Origin of the sequence: Serratia sp. (in: enterobacteria) (assembly GCF_046715635.1) — a bacterium.
In the GTDB taxonomy this organism is placed as follows: Bacteria; Pseudomonadota; Gammaproteobacteria; order Enterobacterales; family Enterobacteriaceae; genus Chania.
Genome location: NZ_JBKJYW010000283.1, coordinates 1 through 12,469 on the forward strand (window position 1 = coordinate 1; position 12,469 = coordinate 12,469).

Sequence of the window (12,469 nt, forward strand, 5' to 3'; positions counted from 1 at the left end):
TATGTGATCGGAACCGAAGTACCGGTGCCGGGCGGTGCGCAGGAAACGCTGCAAGGTATTCAGGTGACTACGCCACAGGCTGTCTCCGTCACGCTAGAGGCGCACCGCCATGCCTGGCAGCAGGCAGAACTGAGCAGCGCCTGGTCACGAGTGATTGCCTTGGTAGTGCAACCCGGCGTTGAGTTCGACCATCACAGCGTTGAACATTACCAACCGCAGGCGGCACAGGCGTTAAGCCGCTTTATCGAACGCCAACCAGGGCTGCTGTATGAGGCCCATTCGACCGATTACCAGGCACCGAAGGCTTATTCGCAGCTGGTGCGTGACCATTTCGCCATTCTGAAAGTTGGCCCGGCGCTCACCTTCGCGCTGCGTGAGGCGCTGTTTGCCCTCGATCGGATCGAACGTGAATGGTTGGGGGAGCATCGTTCAGCCCAGTTGTGCGCCACGCTTGAGCAGGTGATGCGTGAACAGCCGCAGCAGTGGAGCCGCTATTATCACGGCAGCCCGCATCAACAGTATCTGGACCGGCACTACAGCCTGAGCGATCGCGTGCGCTATTACTGGCCACAGCCACAGGTCCAGCAGGCCGTGGATGCACTGATGGACAATCTAAGGAGCAACCCAATCCCGCTGGCCTTACTCAGCCAGTATTTACCCGATCAGGCACGGGCCTTGAATGCCGGTGAGCTGAGCCAGGATCCGCAAGATTGGGTAATCCACAAAATTACCCAGGTGCTCGACGACTACCACTCAGCCTGTTACCCGGAGGTGCGCTGATATGCCCAATATTCTGATGACCCGTATCGATAACCGCCTGGTGCATGGTCAGGTCGGGGTGACCTGGACCAACACGCTGGGCGCCAACCTGGTGGTGGTGGCCAACGATGCCGCCGCCGCCGATCCGGTACAGCAAAACCTGATGGACATGGTGGTGGCTGAAGGCGTGCAGACTCGGTACTTCACCCTGCAAAAAACCATCGACGTGATCCATAAGGCGGCGGATCGGCAAAAGATCTTTCTGGTATGTAAAACGCCGCAGGACGTATTGACGTTGGTGCAGGGCGGGGTGCCCATCACTTTTGTCAACGTCGGCAATATGCACTTCGCCGCAGGGAAACGGCAAATCCACAAGACGGTCTCGGTGGATGACGATGACATTGCCGCCTTTCGTGAGCTGGCGGCGTTGGGCGTAGCCTGTGAGGTGCGCCGGGTGCCGGATGAAGCCGGTGAAGCGATAGGCAAACTGCTCGCTTGAGCGCAGGGGGAAGCATGTTAACTGACGCGTTATTGATTGCATTGCTGGCGGGGTTGGCCGGGGTCGACCTGTTCGACGGCCTGACCCACTTCCACCGCCCGGTAGTGATGGGGCCGCTGGTTGGCCTGATCCTGGGGGATGTCACCACCGGCTTACTGGTGGGTGGGACGCTGGAACTAGTGTGGATGGGCATGGTGCCACTGGCCGGTGCACAGCCGCCTAACGTGGTGATCGGCGGGGTGGTCGGCACGGCGTTTGCCATCCTCACCAAGGCCGATCCCAAAGTGGCCATTGGCGTGGCGGTGCCGTTCGCCATTGCGGTACAGGGCTGCATCACGCTGCTGTTCACCGCGTTTTCACCCATGATGCACCGCTGCGATCGCATGGTACAGGAACTGAACTGGCGCGGCGTTGAGCGGGTGAACTACCTTGGCATCAGCATTCTGTTTGTTTTCTACTTTGTGGTGGCGTTTTTGCCGATCTACTTCGGTGCCGATGCGGCCAGCGCCATGGTGCAGAAAGCGCCGACCTGGCTGCTGGATGGGCTGGCGGTAGCGGGCGGCATGATGCCGGCGATCGGCTTCTCACTGCTGATGAAAGTGATGATGAAGAAAACCTACGTGGCGTATTTCATCCTCGGCTTTATTTCGGTGACTTTCCTTAAGCTGCCAATCCTGGCGGTGGCGCTGGGGGCATTGGCGATCGCGCTGATCGATTTCTTTAACAGTCAACGGGCCGATGCGGATGTGACCAGAAAGCCTGTTCAACCGGAGGACGCTGAAGATGGCATTTGATGACTCTGACGATCTGCTGGCGCAAAAGGCAGCAAAACGCCTGGAACAGGCATTAGCCACCAGCCAGGTAGAGCAGGACGACTACGTTGATAGCCGACCGGCAGAAGCGCTGACGCGCAGCGATATCAACCGCATGGCCTGGCGCTCGCTGTTGCTGCAGGCATCGTTCAACTACGAGCGTATGCAGGCCGGTGGTTGGCTGTACACCCTGATCCCCGGTTTGCGCAAGATCCACCGCAATCCTCAGGATCTGGCGAATTCGATGAAGATGCATATGGAGTTTATCAACGTGCATCCCTTCGACGTTACCTTCCTCTCGGGGTTGGTACTGGCGATGGAGCAAAACAAGGAGAAAGTCTCCACCATTCGAGCGGTGAAGGTGGCGCTGATGGGGCCGTTGGGAGGCATTGGTGATGCGCTGTTCTGGCTGACGCTGTTGCCGATTTGTGCGGGCATCGGGGCATCTCTGGCGCTGGAAGGCAGCCTGTTTGGGCCGATAGTGTTCCTGCTGTTGTTCAACGTGTTCCACTTCGGGCTGCGCTTTGGGCTGGCGCACTACGGTTATCAGGCGGGCACCAGTGCGCTGACGCTGTTGAAAACCCATACCAAACGAATATCCCATGCGGCGTCGATCGTGGGCATGACGGTCATCGGTGCGCTGGTGGCCTCTTATGTACATCTTTCTACGCCGTTGATCATGCATGCCGGTAAAGCCACCGTGGCGCTGCAAACGGACGTGCTCGATAAGTTGATGCCCAACCTGTTGCCGCTGTGTTTCACGTTGCTGGTGTTCTTCCTGATGAAGCGCGGTTTCTCACCGGTGAAACTGATCGGTGTGACGGTGGTGATTGGCGTAGTGGGTAAATTTATCGGTTTGCTGTGAGGAAGAGAACATGCCAGGAATTGTCATTACCGGCCACGGCGGTTTCGCCAGTGGCCTGCTACAGGCGGTAGAGCAGGTGGTAGGGGAACAGCCTGCCTGTATCGCGGTGGACTTCCCTGTCCATATGGGCACGGCGGAGCTGAAAGTGGCGTTGGGTGCCGCGCTGCAAGCGGTGGCGCAGCCGGACGGCGTGGTATTCCTTACCGATATGCTGGGGGGATCGCCTTTCCGTAGTGCCTGCGAGTTGGCCGATGCGCATGGCAACTGTGAGGTGTTAACCGGGGTGAATATGCAGTTGGCTGCCGAAATGATGCTGGAGCGCGAAGGGCTGAGCCTGACCGAGTTTCGCGACATGGCGCTGGCCTGCGGCAAACGCGGCTTGACCAGCCTGTGGCATGAAAGGCGTAAGGTGAAATGCGCCAACGCCGAGGCTGATGGGATTTAATCAGGTGCCCTCTCACTCCAACCCTTCCAAAGGGTTGGAGTGAGAGGAGTTAATGAGGCTAACTCGGTATTGGCAACGGGCTAAGCGCCATCTGGGCCGGGCCATTTTCATCACGGCTGAAACGCCAGCAGGTCTGATGATATTTCGCCACGCTGTTGCGGTGTGCCACGCTGACCAGCGTGACCTCCGGCAGTTCGTCAACCAGCAGGCAATACATCAATTGCTCGGTTTCATCATCCAACGCGCTGGTGGCCTCATCCAGAAACAGCACATCCGGGCGGGTAAGGATCGCACGGGCAAACGCCAACCGCTGCTGCTCGCCCGGTGAAAGGCGATGGCTCCAGTTGGCGCTGGTATCCAGCCAGCGTTGCAGGTGCTTCAGCCGGCAGTTTTCCAGAACTTTCAACAACTGCTCATCGCTGTAGTCTTTATCCTGATGTGGATAGCTCAGCGCTTCACGCAGCGTACCGATCGGAATATAACTGCGCTGTGGTAGGAACAGCGTGGTGAGATGTTTATCCAGGCCGATCTCACCGGAACCGTAAGGCCAGATCCCGGCAATCGCACGTAGCAGCGTAGATTTACCACAGCCAGAAGGGCCGACGACCAGTACGCGCTCGCCGCGTTGCAGCGTCATGGTTGTTGCGCTTAACAGAGGCTGTCCATCAGGAAGCGTCAGGCCAACATCGCGCAGCATCAGCGGTGAAAGGTCTTCCTGTTGCAGGTTGATGCCACGGATTTGGTGATGAACTTCGTCCACCGCCGCGTTAAAGCCAGCCAGACGGTTAACGCAGGCTTTCCAGGTGGCCAGATTGGAAAACGCGTCGATAAACCACGACAGCGAGCCTTGCACCTGGCCAAACGCGGAGGAGATCTGCATCAGTCCGCCCATCTGGATCGCACCGGAGAAATAGCGTGGTGCCGCCACCAGCAGCGGAAAGACAATGGCAAACTGGCTGTAGAAGTTGCTGGCGATATTCAGCCGCCGGGTGATGCGCATGATCGACCACCAGTTGCTGCGGATGGACTCAAAGCGGTTACTTAGCTGCTGTTTCTCTCGCGGTTCACCGTGATACAGCGCGATGGCATCGTTATTTTCACGGATACGGATCAGCCCGAAACGGAAGTTCGCCTCATAGCGTTCCTGATTAAAGCCGAGCATAACCAGCGGCTTGCCGACCCACCAGATCAGCAACGATCCCAGCGCCGCGTATAGCAGGGCAAACCACACCATATAACCGGGCAGGGTAATGGTATGTTGGGCGATCACGAAGGTCATCGGCCCGCTGATATGCCAGAGAATGGTAATAAACGAACAGAGAGTCACCAAACTGGAGAGTAGGCCGAGCGACAAAGATAAGGTGTACTGGGTCAGGACGTTGAGATCGTCAGAGATACGCTGATCGGGGTTATCGATAATCTGCTGTTGTTCGGTATGGTAATAGGCCTGGTGCGCCAGCCACTTGCCCATAAACTTTTCCGTCATCCAGCGCCGCCAGCGCATCTGTAGCCCCTGGGTCAGGTAGATTTTGTAGACCGCCAGCACGATGAAAGCCAGCGCCAGATAGGTAAAGCGCCAAAGCTGAGTTTTGAATACCGGGTAGTTTTTATTCTGCAGGGCATCGTAGAACACCTGGTTCCACTGGTTGATCAGTACGCTGATATAGACCAGCCCCAGGGACAGGCCCACGATGGCGATCAGCATCGCCCAGGCGCGCCATTTTTCTTCCGAAACCCAAAAGGGTTTGATTAACTGCCAGACGGCCCGTTTTTGTGTGGTGCTCGTGTTCATAAAAGTCCAGAAGATATCGTTTTCTTCTAGCATGGGCACGGGCTCTGTAACATACAAACCGCCATATGTAAGCAGTTTTGACACCGTTCATGGTTTTGGCCATAACATCCGGGCCGAGGGCCGTTTGGTGCGGGGTGCATAACCGGACTGCTATGCGGGCGCTGCATGCAACGCCCGTCGATTTTTCACTTTATTGATCTTTTCAAGAATGTCTTCCAGCCTTCGACATTCCCCAAATACCCCTCAACGGGGATCTGGGATAGCCGCCCTTGATTATCCTGCAGGGCAAAGGTTGGGAAGCCGTGCCCACGAACTTTGGCGAGCAGTGCGCGGCTGTCGGCAATATGCTGTGCCGTTGGCGCGCCGCTGTTCAAACGCATCTCGGACATAAAGGCAGCGGGATCCAGGCCCAACTCTTTCGCCAGCGTTTCCAACACCGGCGCATCGGCAATACGTTGCCCTTCCCGGTAGTGGGCTTCCTGAATTCGATGCAGCATATCCAGACCCCGTCCAGCGAGTTGTTCAGCGGCCAGTATCGCGACGATCGGCGGCTCAGAGTCCATCACCGCCGTGGTGTCACGCAGCAGCCCGTTGAAGTAGCCGTCGCCGAAGGGTTGGCCGGTTAGCTCGGCAATCCGCTTATCATGCGGCATCACGTAATTGCGCCATTCCTCGTTGATGGTTCGGCGGGCATTGCCCGTCATCATGCCACCGGCGTGCAGGGCAACGGTCAGGCCTGGAATAGCCTGCGCGGCCTTGGCCAGTGGTGCAGCGCCGTAGCACCAGCCGCACAGCGGATCGAAAATATAATGCAAAGTGGTCATGGATCGGTTCTCCGGGCGCGCTATTGCGGCCACTTCATTTCGCCTTTCAGTACCTTGGCGCTCAGTTCCAGGCTAGAACCATCTTGCAGTTTTGGATAGTGCTGCTGCATGGCCGCGATCAATTCAGCGGAGTTCTTGGTTTTGAGCAACTCGCTTTCAAGCCGGGTGAGGTAATTGTGGGTAAAGGTCACCGACTCCAGCGTTTGTGCTGCTCCTGGCAGGAAATGCCCCGGAACCACTACCTGCGGTTTCAGCGCCTTGATGCTTTCCAGCGTTTGCTGCCAATGAGCACGTGACTCGACAGTCTGATTATCCGCAATCCACGGATGAATATTGTCACCGGCTACCGGCACGCCACCCACCACGGCTTTCAACGATGGGATCCACACAAAGGTGCGATCTGGCGTTGGCCCATTGAGGCCTTTCACTTCGACCTGCTGGCCATCAATGCTAAAGCTGCTGCCTTGCAACGGCTGCGGCACGATCACGGTCTGCGGCGCATTCTCCTTCAGGATCGGCCCCCAGTAGGCGAGTTTACCTGCCTGGGTCGCATTGATCGCTTTGATCGTTTCCGGTGAAGCAATGATATTTGCCTCTGGGAAGGCGGCTTTGATCACATCCAGGCCGAAATAGAAATCCGGATCCGAATGGCTGATATACACCGTGGTCAGCTTCTTACCGGTGGCCTTGATCTTTTTCACCAGCTCCTGCGCGTCGTTACGCTGGAATTGGGCATCGATCAGCGCCACTTCGTGTGGGCCGCTGACAATCTCGGAAGAGACCGGGAATACGCTCTTTTCGCCAGGGTTGTACACTTCCAGGGTCAACGTATTAGCCGCATTGGCGAAGGTGCTGAATGAAACTAAGCCGGTTACGGCCAGGGTCAGTAATGATTTCTTAAACATGTGCAGGTGCCTTTTGGGTGTTTGTTATCGTTGATCAGATGATAGGTTGCATAGAACGGGAGAAAAACCGGATAATAAGCAATTATTCATTGCGTAAATCGAGCGAATCATGGATCGCATTACCGCCGCAGAGGTTTATGTCACTATCGTCGAACGCGGCAGCATGATTGCGGCAGCGGATACCCTGGCGATGTCGCGAGCTATGGTGACGCGCTATCTGGCGCAGATGGAACAGTGGGCTGGGGCGCGGTTGTTGCACCGTACTACGCGTAGGCTCAGCCTGACCGATGCCGGGGAACGTACCCTGGAGCGCTGCCGCCAAATGCTGGCGGTAGCGAAAGATATCGATCTGGTGGAAAACGCGCAAAGTGACGATTTACGTGGCCTGCTACGAATCACCTGTTCGCAATCGCTTGGCCAAACGGCGCTGGTGGGGGCGGTGGCGCAGTACCTGAAGCGTCATCCTCAGGTGGCGGTGGATCTGCAAATGAATAACCGAGCGGTCAATCTGGTGGAGGAGCGGATCGATCTGGCACTACGCATCACCAATGAACTGGATCCCAATCTGATTGCCCGGCCGCTTTCCAACTGCGCTTCGGTGATCTGTGCCTCTCCAGCCTATCTGGCCGCTCATGGTACCCCGCGTCACCCGCAAGATTTAGCTCTGCACAACTGCCTCACCTATTCCTACTTTGGTAAAAGCCTGTGGCACTTTGATGAGCAAGGCGTGAAGTCGGCGGTGGCGGTCAGTGGCAACCTCAGCGCCAATGAGTCGGTGGTGCTATTGGCTGGAACGCTGCAAGGTGCGGGGATCTCCATGCAGCCTTATTATTCCGCTGCGCCACTGTTGGCAAAGGGGGAGTTGGTGGAACTGTTACCGGGGTATCTGTCACAGACGATGGGGATCTACGGTATCTACACCTCGCGCCGCCAAATGCCCGCCACGTTGCGTACCATGCTGGACTTCCTGGTGGAATGGTTTGCCACCGATCCTGGCTGGCGCGCCACTCTGCGCTAGCGTTGGATCACCGAAGCCAGGCGGGCGGGCAACTGTTGCGCCTGCTGTTGCAAGTGCTGCACAAAGGCGGTGACCAGCGCGGAAGAAGGGCGGTGCAGCGGGCGGATCAGGCTCACGGTAAATGGCACCTCGACGCTGAAAGGTCGTACATGGACGCCATTATTGGCGTAATCCAACGCGGTCAGCGGGTTAACGATCGAGATGCCCACTCCGGCCTTGACCATCGCACAGACCGAGGAAGCGCTGTGGGTCTCCATCACCATCCGGCGCTCGATACCCTGTTCATGGAACAGCGTATCCAGCAGTTGCCGATAGCTGTCGGTGCTTGACAGGCTGATAAAGTTTTCTGCCTTGAAGTCCTGCGGCGTCAGCGTGCTTTTCGCAAGCATTGGATGCCCCGCAGGCAACACACACACCTCATTCATCGTCATCAGGGTCATGCGCTCGGTGCCAGCGGGTGTCAGGGTATTCTCCGTCAGGCCCAGATCGTGGCGCTGCGCCGAAAGCCACTCTTCCAACAACGGCGACTCCTGCGGGATCACGCTGAAGCTCACTTCTGGATAACGATCGACAAAAGGTTTGCACACGGCAGGCAGCAGTGATTGGGAAAACACCGGCAGACAGGCAATGGAAAGCTGCGCCTGCTGGAATTGCCGGATACCGGCGGCGGCATTCTTGATGCGATCCAGGCCGTAATAAGAGCGCTGCACTTCTTCAAACAGCCGCAAGCCTTGCACTGTGGGGTAAAGGCGGCCACGCACGCGGTCAAACAGTTGCAGTTGGATCAGCTTCTCGAAGCGGGCCAACTCGCGGCTGACGGTCGGCTGTGAAGTTTGCAGCAGCGCCGCCGCTTCGGTCAGATTACCGGTGGTCATCACCGCGTGGAAAATCTCAATCTGGCGCAGGGTAATGGCGTACATGGCGAAACTCCACGCAGAGGGAAAGCCATATCATAAATGAATAGACTATGGCGAAATAGATATTTTTCACACCGAAGCCGCTGCGGCATGATGGTGGAAAATTTGATTATGGAAACCGACCCATGCCACGCGCCTTGAACGACACCACTACTGCCCTGAACGCCGCCAATCTGCTGGCGCTGCCCCAACGCTTTGGTTGCCCGGTCTGGGCCTATGATGCGGCTATTATCAGCCAGCGTATCAGCCAGTTGCAGCACTTTGACGTGATCCGTTTTGCCCAGAAAGCCTGCTCGAATATTCATATTCTGCGCCTGATGCGTGAGCAGGGCGTCAAGGTGGATTCGGTGTCGCTGGGTGAGATTGAGCGTGCGTTAAAAGCCGGTTTTGAGCCGGGTGGCGAAGATATCGTGTTTACCGCCGACGTTCTGGATCACGCCACGCTGGCGCGCGTCAGCGAATTGAAAATCCCGGTCAACGCCGGTTCTATCGATATGCTGGAACAGCTTGGCCAGGTATCTGCCGGGCATCCGGTGTGGCTACGTATCAACCCTGGTTTTGGCCACGGCCATAGCCAGAAAACCAATACCGGCGGTGAAAACAGCAAGCACGGTATCTGGTATGCCGATCTGCCGCAGGCGGTCGCCAAGGTGCAGCAATACGGCCTGAAACTGATCGGTCTGCATATGCACATCGGTTCCGGGGTGGATTATCAGCACCTGGAGCGCGTGTGTGATGCCATGGTGCAGCAGGTGATCGCCCTGGGGCAGGATATCACGGCGATTTCTGCCGGTGGCGGCCTTTCCATCCCTTATCAGCAAGGGGAAGAGGCGATCAATACTGAACACTATTATGGCCTGTGGAACCGGGCGCGTGAGCGGGTTGCCGCACATCTGGGCCATCCGGTGAAGTTGGAAATCGAGCCGGGGCGTTTCCTGATGGCGGAAGCGGGCGTGCTGGTGGCCGAAGTACGTTCGGTAAAACAGATGGGCAGCCGCCACTTTGTCCTGGTAGACGCTGGGTTCAACGATTTGATGCGTCCGGCGATGTATGGCAGCTATCACCATATCTCCCTACTGCCTGCCGACGGCCGCAATACTGATAATCAACCGCTGCAAGACACCGTGATCGCCGGGCCGCTGTGTGAGTCAGGTGATGTGTTTACCCAGCAAGCGGGGGGCGGTATTGAAACCCGTCCGTTGCCGCAGGTGCGGATCGGGGATTATCTGGTATTTCATGACACCGGGGCCTATGGCTCGTCGATGTCCTCTAACTACAACAGCCGCCCGCTGCTGCCGGAAGTGCTGTTTGAAAACGGTGAGCCTCGGCTGATCCGTCGCCGCCAGACGATTGAAGAATTGATCGGGTTGGAACTGTTTTAAGCTGACATCAACGCGCGTAGGGGCCAGGCACCACGGACTCACGCAGTTTTAACTCACCGACAAACGGCGTTAGCGGTTGTAGCGCTTCGCCGTTGATCAGACGCAGGGCTTGGGCGATTGCCGCCTCGATCATCGCGTCGATCGGCAGGTAGACGGTGGACAACGCCGGTTGCAGATAGGCGGCGCTGGGCTCATCGTCGAAACCAAACAGCGAAACGTCCTCAGGCAGGCGTTTGCCAGCCTGATACAGGGCCTTCATCGCGCCGATGGCCATATCATCATTGCTGGCAAACAGCGCGCTGAACGAGTTGCCGCTAGCTAGCAGGGCCTTACAACTGAGGTATCCGCCAGGTACGCTGCTATCACCGTTGGTGATCAAGGCATCATTGAACGCAACCTGGTGATGTTCCAATGCCTGACGATAACCCGCCAGGCGTGATTGGGCGGTGGGTGTATCGATCGGCCCGGTGATGCAGGCGATCTCACGGTGCCCTTGACGGATCAGATAATCCACCACGTTGAAGGCGGCCTGTTGCTGTTCGAAGAACACGCAGCGCTCACGGGCTTGGGGCAGATCGCGGTTAATCACCATCACCGGAACCGGCAGGGTTGCCAGCAGTTCCATCAGCGCGTTTTCGCTCATAAAGCGGGTATACAGAATAATGGCGTCGCAGCGGCGATCCGCCAGCAGCCGTACCGCCTGTAATTCATCTTCTGGCGTGTCGTGGCCGTCGGTGACGATCAGATGCTTGCCGCTGGCTTCGATCAGTTTGGCGGCCTGGCGCAACAAGCGGCCAAAGTAGGGGCCGTCGAAATTGGAGACCACCAGCCCAATGCTGTTGGAGCTTTTATTGGCCAGCGATTGAGCAAGAAAGTTTGGCCGGTAGCCCAGCTCATCCATTGCCTTGAACACCGCATCACGCGTGCTCTTCTTCACCTGGCCGGTGCCATTTAAAACGCGGGAAACCGTGGCTTTGGACACCCCTGCGCGCATGGAAACATCCAACATGGTGATCATCAATGGCTACCCTCTTTCAACGTCCGCTGCGGTAAATAGTGCTGAGTCTAGCATAGGGTTAGATCGGGCCGAACATGTTCGATCCCTACAAATTCAGCGACCTATGTTGTTGGGGTGCCTATCCATTGATTAGCGTAAACTGACGGTGCTGGCGTTTAAGGCATTTTCCGAGGGGATAAACGTGTTTCGTATTGTGCATCTGGCGGACTATCCGCAGCATCAACAACAGGTTATCGACTGGCAGTGGCAGGCGTTTGGCAGCGAAAACAGCCGGGAATTCTTTGCCAGCGTGGTGGCCAGCAGCCTGCGGCACGAAGGTTTGCCGATCACCTTTATCGCCCTGTTGGATGACAAACCGGTTGGCACCGTGGGGCTGTGGCGCTGTGATTTGATCAGCCGCCAGGATTTAACGGCGTGGCTGGCCGCGCTTTACGTTGAAGAGAGCCAGCGCGGCAGCGGGCTGGGGTTGCAGCTCCAGCAATATGTGCAGGAATACAGCCGCCGGGCCGGGTTCAAGGAGCTGTATCTGTATGCCGAGTTTAGCGGTTATTACGAACGCCATGGCTGGCAGTACATCGGCGAGGCGCTGGAGTACCCGGATCGCCCCGTGCGCCTATACCACCGCCGGCTAGATTAGTTCTGCTCGAAAGCGTTATTGATGCTGGCGACCGAATGGCGGCGTACTAACGTCGGGCTGAACATATTGGTGATCTCCGGCAGCGGCTGGTTGTTGGCCAACGCTAATGCCAGCTCTGCTGCTTGCGTCGCCATCGCTACCACCGGGTAGCGGATAGTGGTCAGGCGTGGGCGCAGATAGCGTGAAATCAGCACGTCATCGAAACCAATCAGCGAAATCTGGCCCGGAACGTCCACGCTGTTATCACTGAGCACCGAAAGCGCCCCGGCTGCCATCGGATCGTTATAGCAGGTGATGGCGGTAAACTGCTTACCCCGGCCCAGCAGCTCGGTCATGGCCTGCTCGCCGCCAATCTCATCCGGCTTGCCGTAGGCAACCAGCTTCTCATCCACCGCAATACCGTGTTCTTCCAATGCATCCAGGTAGCCCTGTAATCGATCGGTAGCATCTGAAATCTGATGGTTGGAGCAGATGAAGGCGATCCGCTGGTGGCCCTGCTGGATCAGATGGCGGGTGGCCAGCCAGGCACCGTAGCGATCGTCAAGCGCTACGCAGCGGGGCTCAAACCCAGGCAGCGTACGGTTGATCAGCACCAT

14 protein-coding genes are annotated in these 12,469 nt (G+C 57.3%); 8 read left to right on the top strand and 6 right to left on the bottom strand.

Annotated elements, in window-relative coordinates; translation table 11 throughout:
* From ACLQ7H_RS13855 to agaF, 5 genes are all read left to right on the top strand, one after another.
* Window positions 1–780, top strand: a 780-nt coding sequence (locus ACLQ7H_RS13855; RefSeq protein ID WP_411753167.1) for a class II D-tagatose-bisphosphate aldolase non-catalytic subunit, incomplete at its 5' end; no start/stop codon positions are given.
* A gap of 1 nt (window position 781) precedes the next feature.
* Window positions 782–1,258 (top strand): PTS N-acetylgalactosamine transporter subunit IIB, encoded by a 477-nt coding sequence (gene agaV, locus ACLQ7H_RS13860; RefSeq protein WP_411753168.1) that lies wholly within the window; start codon window positions 782–784, stop codon window positions 1,256–1,258.
* 14 nt (window positions 1,259–1,272) lie between these two features.
* A complete protein-coding gene (gene agaW, locus ACLQ7H_RS13865; RefSeq protein WP_021179850.1) occupies window positions 1,273–2,052 on the top strand; it encodes a PTS N-acetylgalactosamine transporter subunit IIC in 780 nt (259 codons plus the stop codon).
* Complete coding sequence (locus tag ACLQ7H_RS13870) at window positions 2,042–2,935, top strand: PTS system mannose/fructose/sorbose family transporter subunit IID (protein ID WP_202672071.1); 894 nt, start codon at window positions 2,042–2,044, stop codon at window positions 2,933–2,935. Before agaW ends, ACLQ7H_RS13870 begins: the two co-directional genes overlap by 11 nt.
* Window positions 2,936–2,945: 10 nt before the next feature.
* Window positions 2,946–3,380 (top strand): PTS galactosamine/N-acetylgalactosamine transporter subunit IIA, encoded by a 435-nt coding sequence (agaF, locus tag ACLQ7H_RS13875; RefSeq protein ID WP_411753169.1) that lies wholly within the window; start codon window positions 2,946–2,948, stop codon window positions 3,378–3,380.
* A 58-nt stretch (window positions 3,381–3,438) separates the two neighbouring features.
* Here agaF and ACLQ7H_RS13880 read toward each other — a convergent pair whose 3' ends face one another.
* The 3 genes from ACLQ7H_RS13880 to ACLQ7H_RS13890 form a co-directional block, all read right to left on the bottom strand.
* Window positions 3,439–5,172: an ABC transporter ATP-binding protein/permease gene (locus tag ACLQ7H_RS13880; protein ID WP_411753170.1), complete on the bottom strand. Its 1,734-nt coding sequence runs from the start codon at window positions 5,170–5,172 to the stop codon at window positions 3,439–3,441.
* 185 nt (window positions 5,173–5,357) lie between these two features.
* Window positions 5,358–5,996 (bottom strand): DsbA family protein, encoded by a 639-nt coding sequence (locus ACLQ7H_RS13885; protein WP_411753171.1) that lies wholly within the window; start codon window positions 5,994–5,996, stop codon window positions 5,358–5,360.
* Between the two features lie 20 nt (window positions 5,997–6,016).
* The gene (locus ACLQ7H_RS13890; protein ID WP_411753172.1) at window positions 6,017–6,901 is read right to left on the bottom strand and encodes an MBL fold metallo-hydrolase; all 885 of its coding nucleotides are present in this window, start codon (window positions 6,899–6,901) and stop codon (window positions 6,017–6,019) included.
* 109 nt (window positions 6,902–7,010) lie between these two features.
* Between ACLQ7H_RS13890 and ACLQ7H_RS13895 the strand changes: the two genes are divergently transcribed.
* Entirely contained in the window at window positions 7,011–7,919 is a 909-nt protein-coding gene (locus ACLQ7H_RS13895; RefSeq protein WP_411753173.1) for a LysR family transcriptional regulator, read from the top strand.
* Here ACLQ7H_RS13895 and ACLQ7H_RS13900 read toward each other — a convergent pair.
* Window positions 7,916–8,839, bottom strand: a complete 924-nt coding sequence (locus ACLQ7H_RS13900; RefSeq protein ID WP_411753174.1) for a LysR family transcriptional regulator — start codon at window positions 8,837–8,839, stop codon at window positions 7,916–7,918. The genes ACLQ7H_RS13895 and ACLQ7H_RS13900 overlap by 4 nt on opposite strands.
* A 122-nt stretch (window positions 8,840–8,961) precedes the next feature.
* On the opposite strand from ACLQ7H_RS13900, the gene lysA reads away from it, so the two are divergent.
* Window positions 8,962–10,218 (top strand): diaminopimelate decarboxylase, encoded by a 1,257-nt coding sequence (lysA, locus tag ACLQ7H_RS13905; RefSeq protein ID WP_411753175.1) that lies wholly within the window; start codon window positions 8,962–8,964, stop codon window positions 10,216–10,218.
* Between the two features lie 7 nt (window positions 10,219–10,225).
* Here the strand turns inward: lysA and ACLQ7H_RS13910 are convergent, their stop codons facing one another.
* Window positions 10,226–11,236 carry a LacI family DNA-binding transcriptional regulator gene (locus tag ACLQ7H_RS13910; RefSeq protein WP_411753176.1) on the bottom strand — a complete coding sequence of 337 codons (1,011 nt, stop codon included), beginning with the start codon at window positions 11,234–11,236 and terminating at the stop codon, window positions 10,226–10,228.
* Window positions 11,237–11,417: 181 nt separating this feature from the next.
* Between ACLQ7H_RS13910 and ACLQ7H_RS13915 the strand changes: the two genes are divergently transcribed.
* Window positions 11,418–11,873 carry a GNAT family N-acetyltransferase gene (locus ACLQ7H_RS13915; RefSeq protein WP_411753177.1) on the top strand — a complete coding sequence of 152 codons (456 nt, stop codon included), beginning with the start codon at window positions 11,418–11,420 and terminating at the stop codon, window positions 11,871–11,873.
* On the opposite strand, the gene ACLQ7H_RS13920 is transcribed toward ACLQ7H_RS13915, so the two are convergent.
* The coding region (locus ACLQ7H_RS13920; protein ID WP_411753178.1) for a substrate-binding domain-containing protein at window positions 11,870–12,469 on the bottom strand (600 nt) is incomplete at its 5' end. The genes ACLQ7H_RS13915 and ACLQ7H_RS13920 overlap by 4 nt on opposite strands.